Source organism: Ancylobacter sp. 3268 (genome assembly GCF_031456575.1).
Taxonomy (GTDB): Bacteria; Pseudomonadota; Alphaproteobacteria; order Rhizobiales; family Xanthobacteraceae; genus Ancylobacter.
Genome location: NZ_JAVDUX010000003.1, coordinates 59,021 through 83,901, shown reverse-complemented (window position 1 = coordinate 83,901; position 24,881 = coordinate 59,021). Strand labels below are relative to the sequence as shown.

The 24,881-nt window shown below is 72.3% G+C and carries 24 protein-coding genes and 2 riboswitches; of the genes, 11 read left to right on the top strand and 13 right to left on the bottom strand.

What is annotated here, in order from left to right:
• Window positions 1-3 precede the first annotated feature (3 nt).
• From J2X65_RS04850 to cbiE, 4 genes are read right to left on the bottom strand one after another with little or no spacing between them, the layout of a single operon-like run.
• Window positions 4-1,311 (bottom strand): cobyrinate a,c-diamide synthase, encoded by a 1,308-nt coding sequence (locus tag J2X65_RS04850; protein ID WP_310198803.1) that lies wholly within the window; start codon window positions 1,309-1,311, stop codon window positions 4-6.
• Window positions 1,311-2,069: a precorrin-4 C(11)-methyltransferase gene (cobM, locus tag J2X65_RS04845; RefSeq protein WP_310198800.1), complete on the bottom strand. Its 759-nt coding sequence runs from the start codon at window positions 2,067-2,069 to the stop codon at window positions 1,311-1,313. The genes J2X65_RS04850 and cobM overlap by 1 nt, the downstream gene beginning before the upstream one ends.
• Entirely contained in the window at window positions 2,066-2,479 is a 414-nt protein-coding gene (locus tag J2X65_RS04840) for a cobalamin biosynthesis protein (protein ID WP_310198796.1), read from the bottom strand. Before J2X65_RS04840 ends, cobM begins: the two co-directional genes overlap by 4 nt.
• The gene (gene cbiE, locus J2X65_RS04835; protein WP_404977664.1) at window positions 2,476-3,756 is read right to left on the bottom strand and encodes a precorrin-6y C5,15-methyltransferase (decarboxylating) subunit CbiE; all 1,281 of its coding nucleotides are present in this window, start codon (window positions 3,754-3,756) and stop codon (window positions 2,476-2,478) included. Before cbiE ends, J2X65_RS04840 begins: the two co-directional genes overlap by 4 nt.
• On the opposite strand from cbiE, the gene J2X65_RS04830 reads away from it, so the two are divergent.
• Window positions 3,725-4,564 (top strand): cobalt-precorrin-6A reductase, encoded by an 840-nt coding sequence (locus J2X65_RS04830; protein WP_310198795.1) that lies wholly within the window; start codon window positions 3,725-3,727, stop codon window positions 4,562-4,564. The genes cbiE and J2X65_RS04830 overlap by 32 nt on opposite strands.
• Here J2X65_RS04830 and J2X65_RS04825 read toward each other — a convergent pair.
• The 6 genes from J2X65_RS04825 to cobW are packed head-to-tail and all read right to left on the bottom strand — an operon-like array spanning window position 4,519 to window position 12,514.
• The gene (locus J2X65_RS04825; protein WP_310198793.1) at window positions 4,519-5,292 is read right to left on the bottom strand and encodes a precorrin-3B C(17)-methyltransferase; all 774 of its coding nucleotides are present in this window, start codon (window positions 5,290-5,292) and stop codon (window positions 4,519-4,521) included. The genes J2X65_RS04830 and J2X65_RS04825 overlap by 46 nt on opposite strands.
• Window positions 5,289-6,053 carry a precorrin-2 C(20)-methyltransferase gene (locus tag J2X65_RS04820; RefSeq protein ID WP_310198790.1) on the bottom strand — a complete coding sequence of 255 codons (765 nt, stop codon included), beginning with the start codon at window positions 6,051-6,053 and terminating at the stop codon, window positions 5,289-5,291. Before J2X65_RS04820 ends, J2X65_RS04825 begins: the two co-directional genes overlap by 4 nt.
• Window positions 6,050-6,688 carry a precorrin-8X methylmutase gene (locus J2X65_RS04815; RefSeq protein ID WP_310198788.1) on the bottom strand — a complete coding sequence of 213 codons (639 nt, stop codon included), beginning with the start codon at window positions 6,686-6,688 and terminating at the stop codon, window positions 6,050-6,052. Before J2X65_RS04815 ends, J2X65_RS04820 begins: the two co-directional genes overlap by 4 nt.
• Complete coding sequence (cobG, locus tag J2X65_RS04810; protein ID WP_310198785.1) at window positions 6,681-7,892, bottom strand: precorrin-3B synthase; 1,212 nt, start codon at window positions 7,890-7,892, stop codon at window positions 6,681-6,683. Before cobG ends, J2X65_RS04815 begins: the two co-directional genes overlap by 8 nt.
• On the bottom strand, window positions 7,889-11,434 hold the full coding sequence (cobN, locus tag J2X65_RS04805; RefSeq protein WP_310198782.1) for a cobaltochelatase subunit CobN: 3,546 nt from the start codon (window positions 11,432-11,434) through the stop codon (window positions 7,889-7,891). Before cobN ends, cobG begins: the two co-directional genes overlap by 4 nt.
• A 21-nt stretch (window positions 11,435-11,455) precedes the next feature.
• Window positions 11,456-12,514, bottom strand: a complete 1,059-nt coding sequence (gene cobW, locus J2X65_RS04800; protein ID WP_310198780.1) for a cobalamin biosynthesis protein CobW — start codon at window positions 12,512-12,514, stop codon at window positions 11,456-11,458.
• A gap of 119 nt (window positions 12,515-12,633) precedes the next feature.
• A riboswitch (cobalamin riboswitch) is annotated at window positions 12,634-12,842 on the bottom strand.
• Between the two features lie 58 nt (window positions 12,843-12,900).
• Window positions 12,901-13,115: riboswitch (cobalamin riboswitch) on the top strand.
• A 29-nt stretch (window positions 13,116-13,144) separates the two neighbouring features.
• Between cobW and J2X65_RS04795 the strand changes: the two genes are divergently transcribed.
• The 6 genes from J2X65_RS04795 to J2X65_RS04770 all read left to right on the top strand — a co-directional run bounded on the left by J2X65_RS04795 (window position 13,145) and on the right by J2X65_RS04770 (window position 17,037).
• Window positions 13,145-13,345 carry a CbtB-domain containing protein gene (locus J2X65_RS04795; RefSeq protein ID WP_310198777.1) on the top strand — a complete coding sequence of 67 codons (201 nt, stop codon included), beginning with the start codon at window positions 13,145-13,147 and terminating at the stop codon, window positions 13,343-13,345.
• An 11-nt stretch (window positions 13,346-13,356) separates the two neighbouring features.
• The gene (locus tag J2X65_RS04790; RefSeq protein WP_310198774.1) at window positions 13,357-14,112 is read left to right on the top strand and encodes a CbtA family protein; all 756 of its coding nucleotides are present in this window, start codon (window positions 13,357-13,359) and stop codon (window positions 14,110-14,112) included.
• Window positions 14,113-14,118: 6 nt separating this feature from the next.
• A complete protein-coding gene (gene cobU / locus J2X65_RS04785; protein WP_310198771.1) occupies window positions 14,119-14,622 on the top strand; it encodes a bifunctional adenosylcobinamide kinase/adenosylcobinamide-phosphate guanylyltransferase in 504 nt (167 codons plus the stop codon).
• Complete coding sequence (gene cobO, locus J2X65_RS04780) at window positions 14,622-15,236, top strand: cob(I)yrinic acid a,c-diamide adenosyltransferase (protein WP_310198768.1); 615 nt, start codon at window positions 14,622-14,624, stop codon at window positions 15,234-15,236. Before cobU ends, cobO begins: the two co-directional genes overlap by 1 nt.
• 87 nt (window positions 15,237-15,323) lie before the next feature.
• Window positions 15,324-15,548 carry an NINE protein gene (locus J2X65_RS04775; protein ID WP_310198765.1) on the top strand — a complete coding sequence of 75 codons (225 nt, stop codon included), beginning with the start codon at window positions 15,324-15,326 and terminating at the stop codon, window positions 15,546-15,548.
• Between the two features lie 22 nt (window positions 15,549-15,570).
• A complete protein-coding gene (locus J2X65_RS04770; protein WP_310198762.1) occupies window positions 15,571-17,037 on the top strand; it encodes a cobyric acid synthase in 1,467 nt (488 codons plus the stop codon).
• A 132-nt stretch (window positions 17,038-17,169) separates the two neighbouring features.
• Here J2X65_RS04770 and J2X65_RS04765 read toward each other — a convergent pair whose 3' ends face one another.
• Window positions 17,170-17,469: an antibiotic biosynthesis monooxygenase gene (locus J2X65_RS04765; protein WP_310198759.1), complete on the bottom strand. Its 300-nt coding sequence runs from the start codon at window positions 17,467-17,469 to the stop codon at window positions 17,170-17,172.
• Window positions 17,470-17,544: 75 nt separating this feature from the next.
• Window positions 17,545-18,522: an adenosylcobinamide-phosphate synthase CbiB gene (cbiB, locus tag J2X65_RS04760; RefSeq protein WP_310198756.1), complete on the bottom strand. Its 978-nt coding sequence runs from the start codon at window positions 18,520-18,522 to the stop codon at window positions 17,545-17,547.
• 106 nt (window positions 18,523-18,628) lie between these two features.
• Between cbiB and recQ the strand changes: the two genes are divergently transcribed.
• The 4 genes from recQ (at window position 18,629) to tmpT (ending at window position 23,514) form a co-directional block, all read left to right on the top strand.
• Window positions 18,629-20,485, top strand: coding sequence for a DNA helicase RecQ (gene recQ, locus J2X65_RS04755; protein WP_310198753.1), 1,857 nt, complete (start codon window positions 18,629-18,631; stop codon window positions 20,483-20,485).
• Between the two features lie 127 nt (window positions 20,486-20,612).
• A complete protein-coding gene (locus tag J2X65_RS04750) occupies window positions 20,613-21,158 on the top strand; it encodes an SRPBCC family protein (RefSeq protein WP_310198749.1) in 546 nt (181 codons plus the stop codon).
• A 635-nt stretch (window positions 21,159-21,793) separates the two neighbouring features.
• Window positions 21,794-22,714 carry a YncE family protein gene (locus J2X65_RS04745; protein WP_310198746.1) on the top strand — a complete coding sequence of 307 codons (921 nt, stop codon included), beginning with the start codon at window positions 21,794-21,796 and terminating at the stop codon, window positions 22,712-22,714.
• Between the two features lie 155 nt (window positions 22,715-22,869).
• Complete coding sequence (gene tmpT / locus J2X65_RS04740) at window positions 22,870-23,514, top strand: thiopurine S-methyltransferase (protein WP_310198743.1); 645 nt, start codon at window positions 22,870-22,872, stop codon at window positions 23,512-23,514.
• A 142-nt stretch (window positions 23,515-23,656) separates the two neighbouring features.
• On the opposite strand, the gene J2X65_RS04735 is transcribed toward tmpT, so the two are convergent.
• Complete coding sequence (locus J2X65_RS04735) at window positions 23,657-24,757, bottom strand: sulfate/molybdate ABC transporter ATP-binding protein (RefSeq protein ID WP_310198740.1); 1,101 nt, start codon at window positions 24,755-24,757, stop codon at window positions 23,657-23,659.
• Between the last annotated feature and the right edge of the window lie 124 nt (window positions 24,758-24,881).

The window sequence follows — 24,881 nt, the reverse complement described above, 5'->3', positions numbered from 1 at the left end:
GTCTCACTCCTGCGCAATCACGTGGAAGAAGGCTCCGGAGGCGAAGCCGCGCCGGCTCCCCGCCGGCCCCAGCGGCTTACCCTGTCCGTCGGCCAATGTGACGAGCGGCGCATCGTCGCCGGGCTTGATGACGCTGGCATAATGGAATTCGTGGCCGCGCAGAATTGTCCCCGGCGGACCGAGCGGCCCCGCCGCCAGCGTCGTCGCCCGGCGGTAGCCGAGATTGAGCCGGCGCCGGGCGAAGCTGGTCGCGTGGCCGAGCAGGCCGAGCATCGGGTGGATGGCGCCGTCGGCATCCTCCAGCGTCTCGCCCAGCACCATGTAGCCGCCGCACTCGCCATGCACGGGCCGCTCCTGCGCGAAGCGGCGCACGCCGTCCAGGAAGCCGGCCGCCGCCGCCAGCCGCCCGGCATGCAGCTCGGGATAGCCGCCCGGCAGCCAGCACACGTCGCACTGCTCGTGCGGCCCCTCGTCGGCAAGCGGCGAGAACGGCACGATCTCCGCGCCGGCCGCCCGCCAGCCGGCCGTGAGGTGCGCATAGGCGAAGCCGAAGGCGACATCCTGCGCGAGCGCGATGCGCTGCCCCGGCGGCCGCACGGCCGGCCGCGGCAAGGCCGCCAGGTCGAGCGGCCTCGCCAGCCCCGACAGGGCGTCGAGGTTGATATGCGCCTCCGCCATGGCGGCGAGCCGGTCGAGATGATCAGCCAGTCCGGGGTGCTCGCTCGCCTGCACCAGTCCGAGATGGCGCTCCGGCAGGCCGAGCGCGGCATCGCGCGGCACCGCGCCGACCACCGGCAGGCCGAGACCGGCCATCGCCTCTTCCACCTGCGCGCGGTGGCGCGGGCTCGCCACCTTGTTGATCAGCGCCGCGGCGATCCGCACCCGCGGGTCATGCGCGGCGAAGCCCCGCGCCACCGCCGCCGCCGATTGCGACTGGCCGGAGACGTCCATCACCAGCACCACGGGGATGCCGAAGCGCGCGGCGAGGTCCGCCGCCGCGCCGGAGCGGCCGGGCTCGCCGGAAATGCCGTCGAACAGCCCCATCGAGGCTTCGATGATGATCAGCTCCGCCGCGCTTCCGGCGTCCGCCAGCAGCCCGGCGACCAGTTCCGGCGCCATGGCGAAGCTGTCGAGGTTCAGCCCCGGCATGCCGCTCGCCACCGCGTGGAAGGCGGGATCGATATAGTCGGGGCCCGACTTCACCGCCCGCACCTTGACGCCCCGGCGCGCCAGCGCCGCGACGACGCCGAGCGTCACCGTGGTCTTGCCGGAGCCCGAGCGCGGCGCGGCGAGGATGAGCGCGCGCGCCACTAGTCCCGCCCCCGGAAGCGCCGCTGGTAGTGCGCATCGTAGAGCGCGCTCTCGCGGAAATCCTCGGCGCCGAGCGCCCGCCCCACGAGAATGAGCGCCGCCCGTTCCGCCGGCGCCTCGCCATGGCGGGCGACGATGTCAGCCAGCGTGCCGCGGATCACCCGTTCGCCCGGCCGGCTGGCCTCGACCACCACCGCCACCGGGCAGTCGGCCCCATGCGTCGGCAGCAGCCGGGCGACGACGTCTCCCAGCGCATGGATGGCAAGGTGCAGCACCAGCGTCGCCCCCGTCGCCGCGAAGGCCTCCAGCGTCTCGCGTTCCGGCATCGCCGAGGCACGGCCCGACATCCGCGTCAGCACCACGCTCTGCGCCACGCCCGGCACGGTGAGCTCGCGCGCCAGCACCGCGCTCGCCGCCGCGAAGGCCGGCACGCCTGGGGTCAGCGTATAGGCGATGCCGAGCCGGTCGAGCCGGCGCAGCTGCTCGGCCACCGCCGAATAGATCGAGAGGTCGCCGGAATGCAGCCGCGCCACGTCCTCGCCCGCCGCCGCCGCCCGCACATATTCCGCCTCGATCTCGTCGAGCGACAACGGCGCGGTGTCGACGATCCGCGCGCCCGGCGGGCACCAGCCGAGCATGTCCGGCGGCACCAGCGAGCCGGCATAGAGGCATACCGGGCAGCGGCCGATCAGGTCGCGTCCGCGCAGGGTGATGAGGTCGGCGGCCCCCGGCCCCGCCCCGATGAAATGCACCGTCACGTCGTCGCGCCCATGGCTTGGCCTGCCGTATCGCCCCGTTCCCTGGCCAGGGCGCAGGTCACCGGCCCCAGCACGAAGCGCGGCCCGAGCAGCGTCGAGCCGCGCCCGGCCGCCGCCAGCGCCGCCGCCTCCGCCACCGAGGGCACGCCCATGAGCGCCACCACCCGCTCCGAATGGGTGACGGCCCGCGCGCCCGCCGCTTCCATCTGCGCCTGCGGCACCATGACCAGCAGCAGGCCGAGATCGAGCGCGCCCTTGATGATGCCGGCCTCCGAGCCCTTCAGCGCCGGCGTCGCCATCAGCGACACCTCGCCGAGCTTCACGCCATGGCGCGCCAGCGCCCCGCGCACGGCGGCGCAGACCTCCTGCGCGCTCGCGCCCCGCCGGCTGCCGACCCCCGCGACGATCATGGCTTTCTCCACGACCATTGCGTCACCGGCATTGCCGGCCGCCAGCCGGTCATGCCGGCGACCGGGGCAGCGTGCGCCACCGACAGCCGCGTCAGTTCGCCACCCAGCGTTGCGTGCCGTGCCAGCAGCACCGCCTCGGTCTCCAGCGTCACCGCGTTGACGACGATGCGCCCGCGAGGCTTCAGCGCCGCCAGCGCCATATCGAGCACGCCGCTGTCGCTCGCCCCGCCGCCGACGAAGATGGCGTCCGGCGTCGGCAAACCTTCCAGCGCCTCCGGCGCCCGCCCCTCGACGACGCGCAGCCCCGGCGTACCGAGCGCCAGCGCATTGCGCGTCACCCGCGACGCCCGCTCGCCGCGTTCCTCGATGGCGATGGCGGCGAGCGAGGGATCCGCCAGCATCCATTCGATGCCGATCGACCCCGCCCCGGCGCCGATGTCCCACAACAATTCGCCCCGGCGCGGGGCCAGCGCCGCCAGAGTCACCGCGCGGATGCTGCGCTTGGTCAGCTGGCCGTCATTTTCATACCAGTCGTCCGGCAAGCCGGGCGTGAGTGGGATCGCCCGCGCCCCCGCTCCGGCGATCACCTCGATGCCGACGATGTTGAGCGGGTGCACGTCGTCGAGCGCGAAGACTTCCGCCGCGGTCGTGCGCACCCGCTCGCGCGCCCCGCCCAGCGCCTCCAGCACGGTGAGCCGCGAGCCGCCGAATCCGGCCGCCGCCAGCAGCGCCGCCAGCGCCGCCGGCCCGTCGGCGTCGGAGGTCAGCACCAGCAGCCGCCGCCCGTGATGCAGATGCCGCCTTATCCCCTCCACCGCCCGTCCATGCGCTGAGAGCAGCGTCGCCTCGTTGAGCGCCCAGCCAAGCCGGGCGGCCGCTAGGCTGAAGGCGGACGCCGCCGGCACCACCTCCATCTCGGCGGCGGGCACGTGGCGCGCCAGCACCGTGCCGACGCCGTAGAGGAACGGGTCGCCCGAAGCGAGCACGCAGATATCGGCGCCGGCCAGCGCCAGCACCTCCCGCACCCCTTGCTCGAACGGGCTCGGCCAGGCCCGCGCCTCGGCGGGAAACGCCCGCGCCACGCCGGAGATCGCCTCGCCGGCGAGCGCCAGATGCCGCGCGCCGCCGAACACCACCTCGGCCTGCTCGATCAGGCTGCGGGCGCGCGCGGACAGCCCGTCGAGGCCGTCCTCGCCGATGCCGACGATGGACAACCAGCGCCGCGCCGGCGCATTGTCCCGCACCATGTCACGGACCACGGTTTCAGCTCCCGGCATCACCGCTCCTCATCCTGCGTCCCGTCCGCTGCGCGTCCTGCTGCTCGGTGGCACCAGCGAGGCCCGGGCGCTCGCGGAGGCGCTTGCGGACCGCCCCGACCTCGCCCCCAGCGTGTCGCTTGCCGGCCGCACGCGCAACCCGCTCGGCTATCCGATACCAACCCGCATCGGCGGCTTCGGCGGCGGCGCCGGCCTCGCCGCACATGTGCGGGCGGAGGGCATAGATGCGCTCATCGATGCCACCCACCCCTTCGCCGCCGTGATGTCGGCGAACGCGGCCGAGGCGGCCCGGCTCGCCAGCGTGCCGCTGCTGGCGCTGGCCCGCCCCGCCTGGACGCCGCAGCCCGGAGACCACTGGCGGGAAGAGGAAAGCCTGGCCGCCGCCCTCGCCGGCCTCGGCGCTTCGCCGCGGCGGATTTTCGTGGCGCTCGGCCGCAACGAGGTGCGCGCGCTGGAAGCCGCGCCGCGACATCATTACCTGATCCGCAGCGTCGATCCGGTCGAGCCGCCGCTCGCCCTGCCGCAGGCCCGCTACATCCTCGATCGCGGCCCGTTCGCCCTCGCTTCCGAGGTCGATCTTTTCAGATCGCACGGCGTCGAGGTGATTCTCGCCAAGAACAGCGGGGGAACGGCCAGCGCCGCCAAGCTCGCCGCCGCCCGCCTGCTCGGCCTGCAGGTGGTTCTCATCGCCCGGCCGCCGCGCCCGGACGTGCCGACGGCCGCCAGCGTCGAGGAGGCGCTCGCCTGGATCGACGCCCGGCTTCATGCCCGCTCCGTTCCGCCAGCATCGGCGCGCCGCGGCGTGTAGACGAGGTCCGGCAATCCTTCCCGCGGCACGATTCGGGTTGCCGGGGTGCCGATAATGATGCAGGTCGCCATGTCGGCCATGTCGCCCCGCGCCTCGGCGAGCGACACGGTGGCGATGCGCTCGCCCGCCCGCCCCGCCGCCCGGCCGAAGATCACAGGCACTGTGGCCGGCAGTTCCGCGCGCAGGATCGCGAACGCCCGGTCGAGCTGCCAGGGCCGCGCCTTCGACACCGGGTTGTAGAATGCCATGGCGAAGCCGGCCTGCGCCGCCAGCCGCAGCCGCCGCTCCACCAGTTCCCACGGCTTCAGATTGTCGGAGAGCGAGATGGCACAGAAATCGTGGCCCAGCGGCGCCCCCGCCCGCGCCGCCACCATCAGCATCGCGGTGATGCCCGGCACCACGCTCACCTCGAGCGCCCGCCATTCGGCCGGCCCGGCCTCGATCGCCTCGATCACCGCCGCCGCCATGGCGAACACGCCGGGATCGCCACCCGACACCATCGCCACCCTCGCCCCCGCCGCCGCATGGGCGAGCGCCGCGCCGGCGCGCGCGATCTCCTCGCGATTGTCGGAGGCGTGGCGCGCCTGCCCGTGCAGCGCCGGCACCCGGTCGAGATAGGGCCCATAGCCATAGACCGCCTCGGCCGCCGCCAGCTCCGCCGCCGCTTCCGGCGTGAGCCAGCGCGCCTCGCCGGGGCCGAGGCCGATCACCGCGATCCGCCCGCTCATCCCTCCGCCTCGGCTCCCGATTTTGCCCGCATATTCCAGCCCGGCACCAGCACGATGGCGAAATAGGGCGCCGCTTGCTCGCCGCGCCCGGCCAGCGGCACGCAGCCGCCGCCTTCCATGGTGCCGCGCTCGACATAAACAGCCCGCTCCAGCCGCCCGGCCGTCGCCAGCGCCCGGCGGATCTTCGGCAGGTTGCGCCCCACCTTCATGATCACCGCGGCGTCGGCTTCCGCCAGCCGGCGGACGAGCTCGGCCTCGTCCAGCGTTCCGGGCAGCACGCTCAGCACGTCGTCGCCCTGGGCGATCGGCGCCCCCGCCTGCGACCAGCAGCCCGACATGCCGGTGACGCCGGGAATGACCTCGGTGGCATAGTGCGCCGCCAGCCGCACATGCAGGTGCATGTAGGAGCCGTAGAACAGCGGATCGCCCTCGGAGAGCACCGCCACCTTGCGCCCGGCATCGAGATGCCCGGCCACCAGCCGGGCGCTGGCGTCGTAGAAATCGGTGATCTGCGACCGGTAGCCATCATCGTGGCGGTGCAGCTCGGTCGTCACCGGGTAGTCGAGCGGCAGTTCCACCGCCCCGGCGCGGAAATGCGGATGCGCGATGGCGCGCGCATGGCTGCCATTGCCGCGCTTGGCGAAATAGGCGACGACATCGGCCTCGCCGAGCGCCCGCGCCGCCTTCAGCGTCAGCAGCTCCGGGTCGCCGGGCCCCACGCCCACCCCGATCAGCCGCCCGGCGGAAGCGCCCGCGCTCATATCCCCGCCCTCGCCAGCGCGTTCACCGCCGCCGCCGCCATGGCGCTGCCGCCCAGCCGCCCGCGCACCACCAGCCAGGGCACGCCATGGTCGCCCGCCGCCAGCGCCTCCTTGGATTCCGCCGCGCCGACGAAGCCGACGGGGATGCCGAGGATCGCCGCCGGCTTCGGCGCGCCGGCATCCAGCATTTCCATCAGCTGGAACAGCGCGGTCGGTGCATTGCCGATGGCGACGACCGCGCCTTCCATCCGGTCGCGCCACAGTTCCAGCGCCGCCGCCGAGCGCGTGGTGCCGAGCCGCTCCGCCAGCGCCGGCACCTCCGGGTCGCGCAGCGTGCAGATCACCTCGTTCTTCGCCGGGAGCCGCGCCTGCGTCACCCCATGCGCCACCATCTGCGCGTCGCACAGGATCGGCGCGCCGTCCGCCAGCGCCCGCCGCGCCACGCGCACAAGGTCGGGCGCGAAATCGATGGCGAGCGCCGCCTCCACCAGCCCGCAGGCATGGATCATCCGCACCGCGACATCCGCCTGCTCGGGGGTGAAGCGGCCGAGTTCGGCCTCCTCTCGGATGATGGCGAAGGAACGCGCATAGATGGCGTCGCCGTCGCGAATATAGTCGTGGGCAGCTTCAGCCACGTGAATTCTCCAGAAACCCGCGCACGGCACTCGCCAGTTCGTCGAAGCGGACGATCCGCACCGGCACGTCGCGCGGGGTGCCTTCGATCACGATCCCGCCCCCTTCGTCCAGCCCCACGATGGTGAGACCGGCGCGGCCGGGATGCGCGCAGCCCTTCACGCAGCCGGAAACATGCACCGAACGGCCCTTAGCCAGCCCGGCAAGCTCGCGTGCCAATCCCCGCGTGGCGAATCGCGCCGCGCCGCAGGCCGGGGCGCCGGGGCAGGCCTCCACCCGCCGCAGCGGATCGCCGGCATCGACGATCAGCCCCGCCGTCCTCGTCCACTCCGTCAGCCCGGCGGCGGCGTCATCGTCGAGCGCGCCGATCAGCAAGGCCCGCCCGCCGGCCGGCTCGATGAAGGTCGCCCCCAGCCGGCCCGCCGTGCCGGCCAGCCCTTCGAGCACGTTCGCTTCGATCTGGCCGAAGGGCAGGCCGATCCCGAGCGCCCACCCCGCGGCGAGCTTGTGCCGCCCCACCGGCTCGCCCGGCGCGGCATCGCGCGGCTCCGCCGGCTGCAATCCCTCCCCCAGCGCGCCCACGCCCTCGGCGGCGGCGAGGTCGCGCATCCTCGCGCGCGGTCCGAAGGCCGCTAGCCGTTCCAGCAGCGCCAGCACCGCCGGCACCGGCGCCGGCGTCCGGCCGAGCGTCAGGCCCGCCGCCTCGATGCGGAATTCCGCCCCGGCCGGCGACACCGCGATGTCGAGATCCCGCCCTGCCAGCCCCAGCACGCCGCCGCCATCGATGCCGACGCTGACCTTCGGCGCCAGCCGCGTCGCAAGGCCCGCGGCCGCTGCCGCCTGCGCCAGCGCCGCCGCCAGCGGGCGCGGGTCGAAAACCCCGGCGGGATCGCGCCCGGCCAGCGCGCTCGTCTCGATGCCGAGCCCCTCGCGCATGACAATCCCCAGCGCCCCGACGCCCTCCGCCAGCCGGGTCGCCCCTGCCGCACCGAGCCCGCGCACCTGCAGCTTGCCCCGCGCCGTCACCTCGAGGATGCCGTTGCCGCACTCCCGCGCCAGCGCCGCCAGCCCGGCGGCCTGCGCCGGCGTCAGCGCCTCGGTCAGGGCGAGGCGTGCCAGCATGCCGTCGCCGGTCTCCATCGGCGCCGGCAGGCTCGGGCAGGCGCCCCGGCGCAGGGCCTCGGCAGAGGTTGCGGCGAAGCTCATTCCGCCGCCTCCCCTCTCAATGCGTCGAGCCCCGCGCCGATATCGTTGCGCCGCGGATGCCACAGCCCGCGCGCCCGCGCACCCTCCAGCCGCTCCGCGACGAAGCGCGCGCCTTCCGGCGACTGGGCGGCGAGGAAGTCGCGCACCCGCTGGTCGGCGACATAGGCGGCATGGATCAGGTCGATCAGTTGCGAGGACACCGCCGGCGTCACCTCGGCAAAGCCGATCAGCCGGTCGACGGTCTCGACCAATTCCGCCGCTCCGCGCGGGCCGTGCCGCAGCAGGCCGTCCATATAGCCGGGCGCCACCCGCCGCCGCACGATCCGCGCCAGCGCCTGGTCGAGCGGCCGCGCCCTCGGCCGCGCCGGCTCGCTGGTGTCGAGCACCACGAGGTCCGGCGCCCGCCCCAGCGCCGCCGCCGCCGCCGCGAAGCCGCCGAGAAAGGCGAGGTCGGCATCGCCCTCCAGCAGGTCCCGTCCCGGATCGTCCTGCCCGTGGACCAGGAGGTCGGCCGCCGCCACCCGCTCGACGAAAGCCGCGCCGGCGGGGCGTGCCGCGCCCTCGGCGCCGCCATAGGCATGCGAGGCGCTGGCGAGATAGGCCGCGCCCACCCTCTGCGCGTCCCGTTCGCCCGCCAGCGTGTCGAGCCCGGCACCATAGGCCCCCGGCGCGGTGCCGAAGATGCGCGGCGCGCCCTCGCCCGCCGCCGCCAGCGGGTTCTCCTCCGCCGGCTCGTCGCGCCGCGCCACCGCCTTCAGCGCGGCGTCGATGAGCGCGATCTGCGCCGGGAACAGGTCGCGGAACAGGCCGGAAATGCGGAACGTCACGTCCACGCGCGGCCGCCCCATCGCCGCCGGCGGCAGCACCTCGATGCCGGTCACGCGCCCGGTCGCCGGGTCCCACGCCGGCCGCGCCCCGATCAGCGCCAGCCCCTGCGCGATCTCCTCGCCGCCGGTGCGCAGCGTCGCGCTGCCCCACAGGTCGAGCACCAGCGCCCGCGGCCAGTCGCCATGCGCCTGCAGATAGCCGCGCAGGATTTCCTCGGCGGCGAGCCGGCCGAGATCCATGGCGGTCGGCGTCGGCAGGCCGCGCGGGTCGGCGGTCGAGAGGTTGCGCCCGGTCGGCATCACATCCGAACGTCCGCGCGCGGGCGCCCCCGCCGGTCCGGCCTTCACCCGCCGCCCGGCGAGCGCCGCCAGCAGCCCGTCGCGCTCGGCCTCCCCGCAGGCGCCGCGCCCATAAATGTGGAAGCCGTCCTTCAGCCGCAGTTCCTTGAGGTCGCACAGCCACGCATCGATGCGCCGCAATGCTTCGCCGTCATCGGCGCCGTCGATGCGCGCTTCCCCCGCGAGCCCGGTGCGCCCGGCCTCCTCGACGATCAGCCGTGCCAGCCGCTCGCGCCGTCGCCGGTCGAGCCCTTCCGCCTGTGCATATTCGTCGAGCAGGCGCTCCAGCTCGCGCGCCTCGCCATCAAGCTCCGCCTCCTTCAGCGGCGGCGGCAGATGGCCGAGCGTCACCGCCGCGATGCGCCGCTTGGCCTGCGCCGCCTCGCCGGGATTGGAGACGATGAACGGATAGACCACCGGCAGCGCCCCGACCACGAGGCTGGGGAAGCAAGCCGCCGTCAGCGCCACCTGCTTGCCCGGCAGCCATTCCAGCGTGCCATGCGCGCCCATATGCACGAGCGCGTCGGCCTCGCGCTGCAGCCACAGCCCGAAGGCGAGCAGCGCGTGGCGCGGCGGCAGGGCCGGATCATGATACTGCGCCCGCCGCTCGGCGTGCGAGCCGCGATCCGGCGCCAGCGCGAGCACGACATTGCCGCAGCGGATCGCCCGGAAGCGGAAGGCGCCCTCCGCGAACGCGGGATCGTGCTCCGGCGCGCCCCAGGCGGCCTCGACGGCGGCGATGGCGTCGGCGGGAAGGGAAGCCGTCAGGCGACGATAGTCCTCCAGGTCCAGCGAGGCCTCGTCCGTCGCCGCATCAGCACTGAAGCCCTCTCCCCGAGGGGGAGAGGGTTGGGTGAGGGGGGAAGGCGATCGGGAAGCCGTCAGGCCCCTCTGTGCACCCCGTCTCTGGACGGCGCCGGGTGCAGCCGCCGGCACCTCACCGAGCCTCTCGGCACGAGCGGCATCGCCCAACGCCGCCACCAGCGCCCGCTCGTCCTCCGGCAGGTCGGCGACGCGATAGCCCGCCGCCTGCATGTCGGCGAGCGCCGCCAGCACGCTCGCCGGCACGTCGAGCCCCACCGCCCAGCCGGTGCGTCCGGCAGCGCCGGCATAGTCCGGCAGGATCATCGCTACCCGCCGCTCGGCCGGCGGCGTGCGGCGCAGCCGCACCAGCGCCGCCACCCGGTCCGCCACCGCCGCCACCAGCTCCGGCTCGGGCCGGTTGACCAGATGCGTGGCCCCCGCCTCCTCGGCCATGTCCTTGAACGACAGCGCCCCGGCCAGCACCCGCCCGTCGAGTTCCGGCAGCACCACATGCATGGCGAGATCGGCGGCCGCCAGTCCGCGCGCGCCCTCCCGCCACGCCGCCCGCCTGGTGGTCGCCACCACCGCCTGCAGCACCGGAGCGTCGGTGAGGTCGAGGGGGCCGGATTCCCCCGGCTCGGCGGCGGCGAAGGCAGTCAGCGTCACGATCGCCGCCGGCTGCATCTCCGGCAGCTCGCGACGCAGGAGATCCGCCGAATACGGTTCCTTCAGGCTGGCGACGAACAGCGGCAGCGGCCGCATGCCCCGCTCGGCCAGCGCCGCGCACAGCGCATCGACCGGCGCGGTATCGCCGGCCATCAGCAGCGAGCGGTAGAAGATGACGGGAACGACCGGCACCGCCCCGCCCGCCAGGGCGTCCCCGACAAATGATGAGGTCTCCCCCTCGCCCCAGCCCTCTCCTCGACGGGGAGAAGGAGCGGGCCGCTCCGGGGCAAAGGCCTTCTCCCCGTCGAGGAGAGGGCTGGACGAGGGGGCGCGCGACTGCGAGTCCATCCCTCCGGCCACCGCGCGGCTCACATAAAACCCCACCAGCGGCAGCGGCACGGGCGCCGGCACCTCGATTGGGCGACCGATATGCCGCGCCAGCGCCGCCAGCAGCGCCCGCATATTGTCCGGCCCGCCGGCACGGAAATAGGCGAGCAGCGCCGCCAGTTCGTCCGCCGCCAGCGTCGAGGCAGCGGCGAGGCGCGGGTCGTCGCGGTCCTCGCCCGGCAGCACGGCGAGCGCGAAGCCGTGCTGCCGCGCCGCCGCCCGCAGCCGCTCGACGCCATAGCGCCACCAGTCGAGCCCGCCGAGCAGCCGCACCACCACCATCTTCGCCCGCGGCGCCAGCCGGTCGACCCACAGATCGACCGACATCGGGTGCTTGAGATCGCGCAGATTGGTCAGCGCGAGGCTCACCTCTCCCCCGCCCGCCGCGAAGGCGCGGGCCAGCGCCGCGAGGTCGCTGTCGGCGAAGGAGGCCACCACCAGCTCCGCCGGCGCCTGCGCGAGGTCGACCGGTTCGGCGAGATCGTCGAGCGAGGTCGATGTGGTGGCGAGTATGTGCATGCCGCCGCGGGCCGATCTGTCTCAGGCCACCGCCGGCTCGCCGGCGAGGATGCTCTCCACCTTCGCCCGGTCGAGCCCCTTCAGCCCGATGGCGACCAGCCGCCCGGCCCGCTCCCCGGCGGCCCAGGGGCGGTCGAAATGATGCTCGACACGCGGCCCCACCGCCTGCACCAGCAGGCGCATCGGCTTGCCTTCCACCGCGAGGAACCCCTTCACCCGCAGCACCTCGGCCTCCGCCGCCGCCCGCGCCACCCGCGCGGAAAATTCCGCCGGATCGGCGATCTCCGGCACCTCGACGACGAAGCTGTCGAAATCGTCATGGTCGTGCTCGGCCTCGTCGTCGTGATGGGTGCGCCGGTTGGCGATGTCGTCCTCGGTCCCCACCCCGAGGCCGAGCAACACCGCCGGGTCGAGCCGGCCGCCGGTCACGTTCACCACCTTCACCCCCTTCGGCAGCTCGGCGTCGAGCGCCGCCCGCGCCCGCAGGGCGCCGTTGGCGTCGATCAGGTCGGCCTTGGTCAGCACCACGAGGTCGGCGCAGGCGATCTGGTCGTCGAACACTTCCTCGATCGGGTCGTCATGATCGAGCGAGGCATCCGCCGCCCGCTGCGCGGCGAGCGCGTCATGGTCGTGGGCGACGCGGCCGGAGGCCAGCGCCTCGCCGTCCACCACCGCCACCACGCCGTCCACGGTGACCCGGCTGCGGATCGCCGGCCAGTGGAAGGCCTGCACCAGCGGCTTGGGCAACGCGAGGCCGGAGGTCTCGATCAGGATGTGGTCGACCCGCGGCGAACGCGAGAGAATCGCATCGAGCGCCGGCACGAAATCATCGGCCACCGTGCAGCAGATGCAGCCATTGGCGAGTTCGACGACGTTCTCCTCCGGGCAGGTCTCGATGCCGCAACCCTTGAGGATCTCGCCATCGATGCCGACATCGCCGAACTCGTTGACGATCACCGCGAGGCGCTTGCCTTTGGCGTTCTCCAGCACGTGGCGGATCAGCGTCGTCTTCCCGGCGCCGAGGAAGCCGGTGACGATGGTGCAGGGCACCCGGGCGAGCGAAGCAGTTTCAGCGGTCATGGCGGCGTCTCCGGCGGCGTTGCAAGGTTCGGGGCACGCCGGCCGCGGGAATCTTCCCGCGCAAGCCGCCGGAATCGGGCATCCGGCGACGTCACCCGCCTGCCGGGCACCCCGCCGGCACGCACGACCGAACCGACGGCAGGTCTCCTGGCTCGCGGGTCGTGGCCCTTGCCGCCTTCCCGGATCGCTCCAGTGGCCGTTGGCTCGGGCTCGCCGCTTACAGTTGCGGGGGCAGCCGCGGAATTGCCGTCCTGTTGCCGGGCCGGCGCACCGCATTCCCTCTTCGTCCCTCCCGGTGAGGGAGGAAACCGTCGGTCGCGGCCACTAAAGGAGCGCGAGGGGGGAATGTCAACGCGCAGGCATTGCGGAGACCTCGACTGCCGGTATAGTTGGTGCCAGTCGGCGGTTCCCGTGATGGGCACGGGACGCAAGACGGGAACGCGGTGGGACCGGGCCTTCGGGCAGGGTCGATTCCGCGGCTGCCCCCGCAACTGTGAGCGGCGAGCCCACCTCTACTGGCCACTGGCGTTCGCGCCGGGAAGGCGGAGGGACAGGCGACGACCCGCAAGCCAGGAGACCGGCCGTCGACATCACCCCTGGCCCTCGGGTGGAGGGCAAAAGGAGACGACCATGAATCGCCTGAACCTTCCGTCGCAGTCCGCCGCCGCCCCTTCCGCCGCCGTCGAGACCCCGGCGTCCCGCGCGCTCGCCATCACCTTCGCCGCGCTGCTCGGCGCGTTCGTGGTCGGCGGCGTCGGCTTCTCCCACATCGCCGCTGCGCACAATGCGGCGCACGACGTACGCCACGCCGTCGCCTTCCCCTGCCACTGACGGGGGCTTCCATGTCTCTGTTCAGGACAATCCTGCTCGTCGCCCTGGTGGCGGGCATCGCCACCGGCGTGGCTTCCGCCGCCGTGCACCTGTTCACCACCGTGCCGCTGATCCTCAAGGCCGAGACCTTCGAGGGCGGCGAGGCGGCCGCCACCGTCGATGCTCACGCCGCCGATGCCCACGCCACGGAGGCGCACAGCCACGGGGCGGCGACGCCGGCACACTCCCATGGCGACGGTGAGGAATGGGGGCCGGCCGACGGCTTCGAGCGCAACGCCTACACCGTGCTCGCCACCGTCCTCACCGCCTTCGGCTTCGGCCTGCTGCTGGTCGCCGCCACCGAGCTGAAGGGCGGCCTCGCCTCCTGGCGCGAGGGAATCCTGTGGGGCCTCGCCGGCTTCGCGGTGTTCACGCTCGCCCCCGGCCTCGGCCTGCCGCCGGAGCTGCCGGCCATGCCGGCCGCCGACCTGATGGCCCGGCAACTGTGGTGGATCGGCACCGCGGCGGCCACCGCCATCGGCCTCGCCTTGCTGGTCTATGGCCGCTCGCCGCTGCTGGCGGCGCTCGGCGTGCTCATCATCCTGGCGCCGCATGCCATTGGCGCGCCGCAGCCGGAGAGCCATGACAGCCCGATCCCGGAAAGCCTGCACCACAGCTTCGTCGTCGCCTCGGTGGCGGTGAGCTTCCTGTTCTGGGTGCTGCTCGGCGGGCTTTCCGGCTGGCTGCGTCCGCGCCTCGGCGCGGGCGGCGTGAATCGGACGGCCTGAACCGACATGCCCTTTACCCTCGTCCTCGGCGGCGCGCGCTCCGGCAAGAGCAGCCACGCCGAGGCGCTGGTGCAGCGCGCTCCTGCGCCGTGGTACTATGTCGCCACGGCGCAGGCTTATGACGCCGAGATGGAAGAGCGCATCGCCCAGCACCGCGCCCGCCGCGGCGAAGGCTGGGTCACCTTGGACGCGCCGCACGATCTCGCCGGCGCGCTTGGCGCCCTGCCGTCCGGCGCGCCGGTGCTGATCGACTGCCTGACGCTCTGGCTGTCCAACCGCATGCTGGCCGCCGCCGATGCCGATCTCGATTCGGCGATCCTCGAGGCCGAGCTTCTCGCCCATGACGGGCCGGTGGTGGCGGTGTCGAACGAGGTCGGTCTCGGCATCGTGCCGGACAACGCCCTCGCCCGCCGCTTCCGCGATGCCCAGGGCCGGCTCAACCAGCGCCTTGCCGCGCTGGCCGACGAGGTCGTCCTGGTGGTCGCCGGCATTCCGGTAAAGGTAAAATGATGACCGACCTTTCCCCCGAGGAGGCCGCGCGCCACCGCGAGAAGATGGCGAAGCGCAAGGCGGTGCAGGATGCCGAGGTGGCGGAAAAGACCCTGGAGAAGGGCCTGCTGATCGTCCACACCGGCGCCGGCAAGGGCAAGTCCACCGCCGCCTTCGGCCTCGCACTGCGCGTGCTGGGACACGGTAGCCGCGTCGGCGTTGTCCAGTTCATCAAGGGCGCCTGGCATTCGGCCGAGCGCGACGCCCTGGCGGCGTTCGGCGACCGCGTGGCGTGGCACTCCATGGGCGAGGGCTTCACCTGGGAGACGCAGGACAAGGCCCGCGACATCGCCGCCTGCCTCCGCGCGTGGGACAAGGCGCGCGAGCTGATGGCCGACACGTCCGTCGACCTCGTCATCCTCGACGAACTGAACATCGCCCTGCGCTACGACTATCTGCCGCCCGGAGAGGTCGTCGACGTCCTGCGGCAGCGCCGCCCGGACCTTCACGTCGTGGTCACCGGCCGCAACGCCAAGGCCGAGCTGATCGAGGCCGCCGACCTCGTCACCGAAATGACGCTGGTGAAACACCACTTCAAGGCCGGCGTGAAGGCGCAGAAGGGCATCGAATTCTGATGCCCTCTCGAAATCCCGCTACGTCATCCCTATCTGCATGGGGACGCCGGATGTCGCGGCGTGGTCATCAGATGGAGTTGCGCGTCCATGCGCTCGACGCCCGTTGCCTATCTCTTCTGGCTATTCGGCCTCATCGGGGTCTGCGGCATCCACCGCTTCTATGCCGGCCGCTACTGGACCGGCGCGCTGTGGCTGCTCACTGTCGGCCTGCTCGGCATCGGCCAGATCGTCGATCTGTTCCTGACCCCCGGCATGGTGCGCGAGGCCAATCTCGAGCGCCGCGTGGATTATCTGGAAGGTCGCCGCGCCTGACGGCGGCTGGCGGTGGGCGGTCATGACCGCCCCCGCCCTGATGTTCCAGGGCACCGGCTCGGATGTCGGCAAGTCGCTGATCGTCGCCGGCCTCGCGCGCGCCTTCGCCCGCCAAGGATTGAGGGTGCGCCCCTTCAAGCCGCAGAACATGTCGAACAACGCCGCCGTCACACAGGACGGCGGCGAGATCGGCCGTGCGCAGGCTCTGCAGGCGCGCGCCGCGCTCATAGCGCCCAGCGTGCACATGAACCCGGTGCTGCTGAAGCCGCAGAGCGAGACCGGCGCCCAGATCGTCGTGCAGGGCAAGGCATGGCGCAACGCCCGCGCGAGCGACTACCAGAAGCTCAAGCCCGAGCTCATGGCGCCGGTGCTGGCCAGCTTCGACAAGCTCCGCGCCGAGGCCGACCTCGTGCTGGTCGAAGGCGCCGGCTCCGCCTCGGAGATCAATCTGCGCGCCGGCGACATCGCCAATATGGGCTTCGCCCGTGCCGCCGGCGTGCCGGTGATCCTCATCGGCGACATCGACCGCGGCGGCGTCATCGCCAGCCTCGTCGGCACCAAGGCGGTGATCGCTCCGGAGGACGCCGCGATGATCCGCGGCTTCCTGGTCAACCGCTTCCGCGGCGACCCGGCGCTTTTCGCCAGCGGCATGGATGAGATCGCGCGCCGCACCGCATGGGAGGGCCTCGGCCTCATCCCGTTCTTCAAGGATGCCCGCCGCCTTCCCGCCGAGGACGCGCTCGCCCTCGATGCCCCCCCCGCATCGAAGCCCGGCGCGCGCTTACGCATCGCCGTGCCGCTGCTGCCGCGCATCTCCAATTTCGACGACCTCGACCCCTTGGGGGCCGAGCCTGCCGTCGAGCTGATCCGCCTGCGCCCCGGCCAGCCGCTGCCCGGCGACGTCGATCTCGTCATCCTGCCCGGCTCGAAATCCACGATCTCCGATCTCGCCGAGCTGCGCGCCGCCGGCTGGGACATCGATCTCGCCGCCCATGTACGGCGTGGCGGCCGGGTGCTCGGCCTGTGCGGCGGCTACCAGATGCTCGGCCGCTCCATCGACGACCCCGCCGGCATCGAGGGACCGGCCGGCCGCGTGCCCGGCCTCGGCCTCTTGGCGGTGGACACCGTGCTCACCGCCGAGAAACGCCTGAGCCCGATCACCGGCGTCAGCTCGGACGGCACCGCCTTTACCGGCTATGAGATGCATATGGGCGTCACCGAAGGCCCCGACCGCGCCCGGCCCTTCGCCCGCATCGATGGCGAGGGTGCGGAAGGCGCGATGTCGGCCGATGGCCGCGTCGTCGGCACCTACGCGCACGGCCTGTTCGCCGACGATGCCCAGCGCTCGCAATGGCTTGCCCGCCTCGGCGCCCCCGCGAGCGTGCTCGACTACGAGGCCGGCGTGGAAGCGGCGCTCGACGCCCTCGCCGATCACCTCGCCGCTCATGTGAATCTGGACCGGCTTCTGGAGATCGCGCGGAGCGGGTAGCATCATCGACGCCGCCCCCTTCGTCATCCCACCGGGCGCGCGGCGGAAGGCCGGGATCGCTCTCAATTCGGAGAACGATCCCGGATCGGCCGGTCGGCCATCCGGTATGACCAACACCCGGGAAGGCCCCGCTTATTTCCGCGAGGACGCGAGGATGCCGATCTTGTGGATCCGCGGCGGCGTCTCCAGGAGTTCGTCCGCCTTGGCCATCAGCGCCGCCGCCACCTGGCCGTTCAGATGCGCCTGCCGGCCGTCCTCGTCGTCGAAGGTGTCGAAGATGGCGAAGGAGCCCGGCCCCTCCTCGATGGCGTACCAGCTCATCGTGCCGGGCTCGGCCTCGACCAGCGGCACCGCGGAACGCAGGAAGTCGGCGACCTCGTTCTCCTTGCCCGGCTTGGCCTTCAGCGGCACGTAAAGCGCGAATTTCGTCATGGCGTCCTCCTGTTGCGAAAGACCCATTGGACGCCCCGAACCGGCGCATTTCCATGACGCCCGCAGCCCCTCGCCTCATATCGCCCAGAACGCCGCCGCCCCCGCGCCCGCCAGCGCGATCAGCAGCGCATCGGCGATCCGGTAAAGCGCGAGCGCCCGCCTTATATCCGCTGCCGTGCAGTCCCGCCGGCCGCCGGTGCCCATGAAGCCGTCCGTCACCAGCTGGCCGTGATAGACGCGCGGCCCGGCGAGCGCGAGGCCGAGCGCGCCGGCCAGCGCCGCCTCGGGCCAGCCGGCATTCGGCGATTTGTGGAACCGCGCGTCGCGCCGCACCGCCTCCCACGCCCCCCGTGCCGAGGCGCCCGGCATCAGCAATGCCGCCGCGATCAGCAGCCCGCCGGCCAGCCGCGAGGCCGGCAGGTTGATCAGGTCGTCGAAGCGCGCCGCCGCGCGGCCGAAATCGATGAAGCGCTCGGTGCGATGGCCGATCATGCTGTCGGCGGTGTTCGCCGCCTTGTACATGCAGATGCCCGGCAGCCCGCCGATCGCCATCCACAGCGCCGGCGCCACGATGCCGTCGGAGAAGTTCTCCGCCAGGCTCTCGATCGCCGCCCGCGACACCCCGGCCTCGTCGAGCGCGTCCGGGTCGCGCCCGACGATCAGCGACACCGCCGCCCGCCCTTCGGCAAGTCCGGCATCGAGGCCCTCGGCCACGCGTGCGACATGGTCGTGCAGGCTCCTTTGCGCCAGCAGGGTCGAGCCGAGCAGGGCGACGAGGACGAAGCCCATCGGCAGCAGCAGCAACAGCTTCTGCGCCGCCAGTCCGGCACCGGTGCACACCAGCAGCACCACCACCAACGAGACGAGACCGGCGAAGCGGCGATCGCCCGGCGGGTCGCCGTCGAGGTTCAGGCTGCGGTCGAGAAAGCCGATCAGCCATCCCGCCCACATCACCGGATGGCCGAGGCGCGGCAGCAAGAAGGCGGGATAGCCGAAAGCGGCCTCGAACAGCAGCGCGACTAGGGTTAAACCGAGGGTGAGCTCCGGCGCCATCCGCACTGATTCTCTCAAGACCGGCAGGAGGCCGCACCATGTCCATCGCCGCCACGGCCGTCCAGAGTTTGTCTGCCGTTTCCAGCCTCGCCGGCACCCGTCACGCATGAACAGCGCCGCCAGCCGCCTTGCCGACACTCCTTCCGCCGCTTCCGACGCGCTTCCGCGCGAGGTCGAGGCGCGCAAGACCGCCATCCTCAAGCAGGTGTTCGGCTTCGACCGCTTCCGTCCCGGCCAGCAGGAAGTAGTGGACGCGGTGCTCGCCGGCGTGCCGACCCTGGCGGTGATGCCGACGGGAGCGGGCAAGTCGCTGTGCTACCAGCTTCCCGCGCTGGTCGTCGGCGGCCTCGCCGTCGTCATCTCGCCGCTCATCGCGCTGATGGATGACCAGGTGAACGCGCTGAAGCTGCAGGGCGTCGCCGCCGAGGCGATCCATTCCGGCAAGTCGCGCGAGGACAATGTCGCCATCTGGCGCCGGGTCGCCTCAGGCGAGGTGCGGCTGCTCTACCTCGCGCCCGAGCGGCTGATGACCGAGCGCATGCTCGCCGCGCTTGAACGCCTCCCCCTCGGCCTCGTCGCGGTGGACGAGGCGCACTGCATCTCGCAATGGGGCCATTCCTTCCGCAACGAATATCTCCAGCTCGGCCGGCTGCGCGAGATCTTCCCCGGCGTGCCGCTGGTGGCGCTCACCGCCACCGCCGACAAGGCGACGCAGGGCGACATCGTCGAGCGGCTGTTCGGCGGGCAGGCGCGGGTGTTCGTCTCCGGCTTCGACCGGCCGAACATCTTCATCGGCCTCGAAGAGAAGAAGGACCCCGCCCGCCAGATCGAGAGCTATGTGAAGGCGCGCCCGCGCGTGCCCGGCATCGTCTACCGCATCTCGCGCAAGAAGGTGGAGGAGACCGCCGAGCGTCTCGTCGCCGCCGGCATCCGCGCCCTGCCCTATCACGCCGGCCTGTCGCCGGAGCAGCGCGCCGCGCATCAGGAGGCGTTCCTCGCCGAGGACGGCATTGTGATGGTGGCCACCGTCGCCTTCGGCATGGGCATCGACAAGTCGAACGTGCGCTATGTGCTGCATGCCGACGCGCCGGGCAGCCTCGAGGCTTATTACCAGGAGATCGGCCGCGCCGGCCGCGACGGCCAGCCTTCCGAGGCGCATCTGCTCTATTCCGGCGGCGACATCGCCACCCGCCGCCGCTTCATCGACGAGGAGCAATCCGCCCCTGAGCGCAAGCTGGTGGAGGCGCGCCGGCTCGACGCGCTGGTCGGCTTCTGCGAGGCGGTGACCTGCCGCCGCGCGGTGCTGCTCGGCTATTTCGGCGAGCGGGCGAAGGCCTGCGGCCATTGCGACGTCTGCCGCGACCCGCCCAAGGTGGTCGATGCCTCCCGGCAGGCCGAACTGGTGCTGCGCATCGCCCGCGCCACCGGCGAACGCTACGGCGCCGCCTATCTGGCGAGCGTCGTCACCGGCCAGCGCTCCGATCAGGTCTGCGGCCGCGGCCATGACCGGCTGGCCGATTTCGGCGCCGGCGCCGACCGACCTGCGACCGAGTGGCGCGCTTTGCTGCGCCAGCTGGTCGCCACCGGCGCGCTGCATGCCGATGTCGAGCGCTTCGGCGCGCTCAATTTGACCGATCACGGCAAGGCGATCCTCGCCGGCACCCGTGCCTTCACCCTGCGCGCGCCCTCCAAGGTGAAGCGCGACCGCTCCAGCCGCGCCGAGGCGCCGGAGCTGGCTCCCGCCGAGGCCTCGCTGCTGGCGAAGCTGAAAGCGCTGCGCCGCGAGCTCGCCGCCGAGCGCGGCGTGCCGGCCTATGTCGTCTTCGCCGATCGCACGCTGGAGGAGATGGCGGTGGAGCACCCGCGCACCCGCTCCGAGCTCGCCGGCGTCAAAGGCGTCGGCGCCGCCAAGCTGGAGGCGTTCGGGACGGCATTCCTTAAGATTCTCAAAGAATTCTCTTAGAAATCTCTAAGAATTCGCCCGCGACATTTTCGCCGCGCAAAAGAGTTCACGAACGTCGATTCCGCTCCTAGACTGTCGGCAACGGACGGGAAAAGTCCGCAAGGTCAACAGCTCCGGGATGGAAGTGATGAAATTCGAACTGTTCACGGTGGCGATGGCCGCCGCCTCCCTCGCCGTCGCCGCCTCCGGGGCGCAGGCGCATGGCCCGACCCGGCAGAAGGTCAGCGAGACCATCGAGATCAATGCCCCGCCGGCCAAGGTCTGGGCGGTGGTGGGCAATTTCCAGGACGGCGGATGGATCCCGGTGGTCGACAAGACCGAAGGCACCGGAGGCAGCGCCGCCGGCGCCAAGCGCACCCTGACGCTGAAGGGCGGCGCGACGGTGGAGGAGGAGGTCGCCAAGCTCGAACCCGAAAAGATGACCCTGATGTACCGGATCGACAAGGTCGACGTGAAGGTGCTGCCGGTCACCAACTATTCGTCCTGGCTGGTCGTGACGCCGCAGGACGGCGGCGCCAAGTCGAAGGTCGAGTGGCGCGGCGCCTTCTACCGCGGCTATCCCAACAACGACCCGCCGCCGGAGTTGAACGACGAGGCCGCCATCGCCGCCGTGACCGGGCTCTACAAGGCCGGGCTGGAGAACCTGAAGAAGAAGATCGAGAGCGGCAGCTGAGGCAGACGGCTTCGGGAAAGCGCGCCGTCTTTTGCCGGAGCCGGCCTCCGGCCGAAAGACGGCCGGCGGCCGCCTGTCCTGTCCGGCTGCCGCGTCTCCGCCGCGCCGTCGTCCCGCCCCTCGGGTCTCGCCTTGGCGAGCGCCGGATGGGCTCGGGCGAAGCCGGAGAGCCGGGCTCGCTCCGGTGCCCGCGCTCGTGATGCCACCTTCCTCATCCGCGGGGCCTGACCCGGAGATCCCACCTTTACGCGCAGCACCGCGCGGACGGATATATGGCCGGATCGAGCCCGGCCATGGTGGTGGAGGCACTGTGCCGGACCAAAGCCAAGGACGAGCCAGTCTCCGCAGTGTTTCCTTTCCCTGTTCGCACGATCCCGGATCGGCCCGGCGTCCGTCCGGGATGACCGACACTCCACGCATACATCGTGCCTCGCCGGGTTCGCGTCTTCCCATCAAGGCCGCGAGGGCCGGAGCGAGCCCGGCTATGACCACGTGAAGCCCCCCGATCAGCGGAAGTCGCCCGCGTGAAGAAAACCCCATCATCTCTGATCCCGTGCCGTGCCTCCACGCCTGCCGGCCGGACACCTGCCGCGCGGCGCCCCATTCTCCAGCGGGAGAGGCTCGCCGGCGCTGCCTTGGCCGCCCTCCTCCTCGCCGTCCCCGCCCGTGCCGACGAGGCCTTCGTCACCTCGCAGCCGGCGGAGACGCTGTCCATCGTCGATCTCGACACGCGCCGGGTGGTCGCCACCCTGAAGATCCCCGGCAAGCCGGCCGGCATCGCGGTGAGCCCGGACGGCGCCCGCGCCTTCGTCACCTCGCCGGACGGCAAGGTGCTTACCATCCTCGACGCCGCCGCCCGCACGGTGGAGCACCGCGTCGAGGTCGGCGGCGGCCCGCTCGGCGTCGCCGTGCATCCCTCCGGCAGCCCGGCCTATGTGGCGGACTGGTACCAGCACCGCGTCGTCGCGGTGGACGCCGCCAGCGGCACCGTCGCCGGCGAGGTGCAGGTGGGCCAGTCCCCCTCCGGCCTCGCCGTCACGCCGGACGGCAAGCTCCTGCTCTCGGCCGACCGCGATTCCGACGCCGTCAGCTTCATCGACACCTCGACCCTCGCGCGCACCGGTTCGGTCCAGGTCGGCACCCGGCCCTTCGGCATCACGGTCGATGCTGCCGGCACCCGCGCCTACACCGCCAATGTCGGCTCCGACGATGTCAGCGTCATCGATATCGCCGCCCGCAAGCTGGTCGGCACGGTGAAGGTCGGGCAGCGCCCCTATGCGGTGGCCCTCGCCCGCGGCCGCGCTTTCGTCACCGATCAATACGCCTCGACGGTCAGCGTGTTCGACACCGGCACGCTCCAGCCCGTCGCCACCATTCCGGTCGGCGACTATCCGGAGGGCATCGCCGCCAGCCGCGACGGCGCCTTCGTCTATGTGGCGAATTGGGAGGCCAACACACTGAGCGTCATCGACACCGGCACGCTCGGGGTGGTCGCCGATATCGAGGTGGCGGACGGCCCGCGCGCCTTCGGCGCCTTCCTCCGCCGCACGGACTAGCCGCGGCGGCGCCCCCGGCACCACGCCGCATCGGCCTGCACCGGCTCCCCCATTGCCGGCACAGCACCCCGCCCCCGGCCCGTGCCGGCCGGCCGGCCGGCCTAGGCAAGCGCCGGCCGGCGGCTATGATGCCGCGCTCGGACAATGAAAGGCGCATGGCTATGGACGAGCAGTTCTGGCACGGCAAGTGGCAACGCGGCGAGACCGCCTTTCACGAGGCCGAAGGCAACCCCTTGCTGCGGCGCTATCTTCCCGCTCTCGACCTCCCCGCCGGGGCGCGGCTGCTGCTGCCGCTTTGCGGCAGGACCGGCGATATCGGCTGGCTGCTCGCACAGGGCTACGCCGTCACCGGCGCCGAGCTTAGCCGGCTAGCGATAGAGCAGCTATTCGCCGATCTCGGCCTGACGCCGCACATCACCCCGGTCGGGCCGCTGGAGCGCTTCGACGCCGGAGCGCTGACGGTGTTCGTCGGCAATATCTTCGATCTCGATCACCACGCGCTTGGCGAGGTCGCCGCAATCTATGACCGGGCGGCACTGGTCGCCCTGCCCGAGGCGATGCGCGGGCGTTATGCCGGCCATCTCGTCCATCTCACGCGCGCCGCGCCGCAATTGCTCATCGCCGTCGAGTATGACCCGTCGCTGCTGGTCGGCCCGCCTTTCGCGGTACCGGAAGCGGAGGTACGGCGCCACTATGGTGTCGCCTACCACCTCACCCAGGCCGGCCGCCACGAGCTCAAGGACGGCTTGAAGGGCCTGAAGCCGGCACATGAGTCCGTCTGGCTGATGCGCCCGCGGTGATTGGCGGGGCGACCCGCTCCCTTTCCCCGACGGGGAGAGGGTTGGGGTGAGGGGTCTTCGGCGGCTCCCGATGTCTCCTATCACCGGCCCGCTTCGCGGCCCCTTCCCCCGAAGGCGGGAGGACCAGCGAAGGCAGCCGCGCTCAGATCGCGTAATCGCCGGTCTGGTGCGCCGAAGGAGCCCGGCAATCGGTGCCGGGCACGCCATCGGCGAACAGCCGGGCGCGCTCCAGCCGCACGGCGACCTTCTCGCCCACCGGCACCCGCACGCTGGGGGCGATATCGGCTTCGAAATGCGCGCTGCCCACCGCCAGCTCCAGCCGGCGGATGGCGCCGTGGCGGCGGAAGCCGCGCACCACGCCCGGCAGGCCCGGCGTGCCGGCCAGCCCGATGGCGATGTCGTGCGGCCGCACATAGATCAGCGCCGGCCCGTCCGGCACCGGCGCCACCGGCGCCGCGATCGGCGTGTGGCCGGCAAAGGCGGTGCCGTCCTTCACCTCGACCTCGATGCGGCTGGATTCGCCCATGAAGCCGAACACCGCCGCCGAAGCCGGCCGGTCATAGACGTCGTCCGGCGTGCCCACCTGCTCGATCTTGCCCTTGCCCATCACCACCACCCGGTCGGCAAGTTCCAGTGCCTCTTCCTGGTCGTGGGTGACGAACAGCGTGGTATGGCCGGTGCGGTCGTGCAACTCGCGCAGCCATTTGCGCAGCTCCTTGCGCACCAGCGCGTCGAGCGCGCCGAAGGGCTCGTCGAGAAGCAGGACCTTCGGCTCGATGGCCAGCGCGCGGGCGAGCGCCACCCGCTGCCGCTGGCCGCCGGAGAGCTGTGCCGGGAAGCGTCCGCCGAACGCCTCGAGCTGCACCAGCGCCAGCAGATCGGCGACCCGCTTGCGGATGTCGGGCTCCGAAGGCCGCTCGCCGCGCGGCCGCGAGCGCAGGCCGAAGGCAATATTGTCGGCCACCGTCATGTGGCGGAACAACGCGTAGTTCTGGAACACGAAGCCGATGCCGCGCCGGCGCACCGGCACCGACAGCGCATCCTCGCCGTTGAACAGCACCCGCCCGTGGCTCGGCTGCTCCAGCCCGGCGACGATGCGCAGAAGCGTCGTCTTCCCCGATCCGGAGGGACCGAGCAGCGCCACCAGCTCGCTCGGCTTCACGTCGAGCGAGATGTCCGACAACGCCGGCGCGCCGCTGCCGAAATTCTTGCCCACATGCTCGATGCTCACCGCGACGGTCATCAATTCACTCATTGTCAACGTGATTAGTAGATTAATCCGCAACCTACCTGAAAAATCGGCGATGTGAAGCCTCCCGGGCGGACTTCGCCGCCGGGCCCCGCAGTGCCCGCCCCGCGGCGCCGGC

Coding starts and splice junctions, on each gene's coding strand:
- tmpT (WP_310198743.1), top strand. CDS start 22,870: ATGGCTATGGACGAGCAGTTCTGGCACGGCAAGTGGCAACGCGGCGAG.
- recQ (WP_310198753.1), top strand. CDS start 18,629: ATGAACAGCGCCGCCAGCCGCCTTGCCGACACTCCTTCCGCCGCTTCC.
- cobG (WP_310198785.1), bottom strand. CDS start 7,892: ATGAGCTTCGCCGCAACCTCTGCCGAGGCCCTGCGCCGGGGCGCCTGC.
- J2X65_RS04825 (WP_310198793.1), bottom strand. CDS start 5,292: ATGAGCGGGCGGATCGCGGTGATCGGCCTCGGCCCCGGCGAGGCGCGC.
- cbiE (WP_404977664.1), bottom strand. CDS start 3,756: ATGCCGGGAGCTGAAACCGTGGTCCGTGACATGGTGCGGGACAATGCG.
- J2X65_RS04750 (WP_310198749.1), top strand. CDS start 20,613: ATGAAATTCGAACTGTTCACGGTGGCGATGGCCGCCGCCTCCCTCGCC.
- J2X65_RS04770 (WP_310198762.1), top strand. CDS start 15,571: ATGACCGCCCCCGCCCTGATGTTCCAGGGCACCGGCTCGGATGTCGGC.
- J2X65_RS04830 (WP_310198795.1), top strand. CDS start 3,725: ATGTCACGGACCACGGTTTCAGCTCCCGGCATCACCGCTCCTCATCCT.
- cobW (WP_310198780.1), bottom strand. CDS start 12,514: ATGACCGCTGAAACTGCTTCGCTCGCCCGGGTGCCCTGCACCATCGTC.
- J2X65_RS04735 (WP_310198740.1), bottom strand. CDS start 24,757: ATGACCGTCGCGGTGAGCATCGAGCATGTGGGCAAGAATTTCGGCAGC.
- cobN (WP_310198782.1), bottom strand. CDS start 11,434: ATGCACATACTCGCCACCACATCGACCTCGCTCGACGATCTCGCCGAA.
- J2X65_RS04840 (WP_310198796.1), bottom strand. CDS start 2,479: ATGATCGTCGCGGGGGTCGGCAGCCGGCGGGGCGCGAGCGCGCAGGAG.
- J2X65_RS04820 (WP_310198790.1), bottom strand. CDS start 6,053: ATGAGCGCGGGCGCTTCCGCCGGGCGGCTGATCGGGGTGGGCGTGGGG.
- J2X65_RS04775 (WP_310198765.1), top strand. CDS start 15,324: ATGCGCTCGACGCCCGTTGCCTATCTCTTCTGGCTATTCGGCCTCATC.
- cobU (WP_310198771.1), top strand. CDS start 14,119: ATGCCCTTTACCCTCGTCCTCGGCGGCGCGCGCTCCGGCAAGAGCAGC.
- J2X65_RS04765 (WP_310198759.1), bottom strand. CDS start 17,469: ATGACGAAATTCGCGCTTTACGTGCCGCTGAAGGCCAAGCCGGGCAAG.
- cobO (WP_310198768.1), top strand. CDS start 14,622: ATGACCGACCTTTCCCCCGAGGAGGCCGCGCGCCACCGCGAGAAGATG.
- J2X65_RS04795 (WP_310198777.1), top strand. CDS start 13,145: ATGAATCGCCTGAACCTTCCGTCGCAGTCCGCCGCCGCCCCTTCCGCC.
- cbiB (WP_310198756.1), bottom strand. CDS start 18,522: ATGGCGCCGGAGCTCACCCTCGGTTTAACCCTAGTCGCGCTGCTGTTC.
- J2X65_RS04790 (WP_310198774.1), top strand. CDS start 13,357: ATGTCTCTGTTCAGGACAATCCTGCTCGTCGCCCTGGTGGCGGGCATC.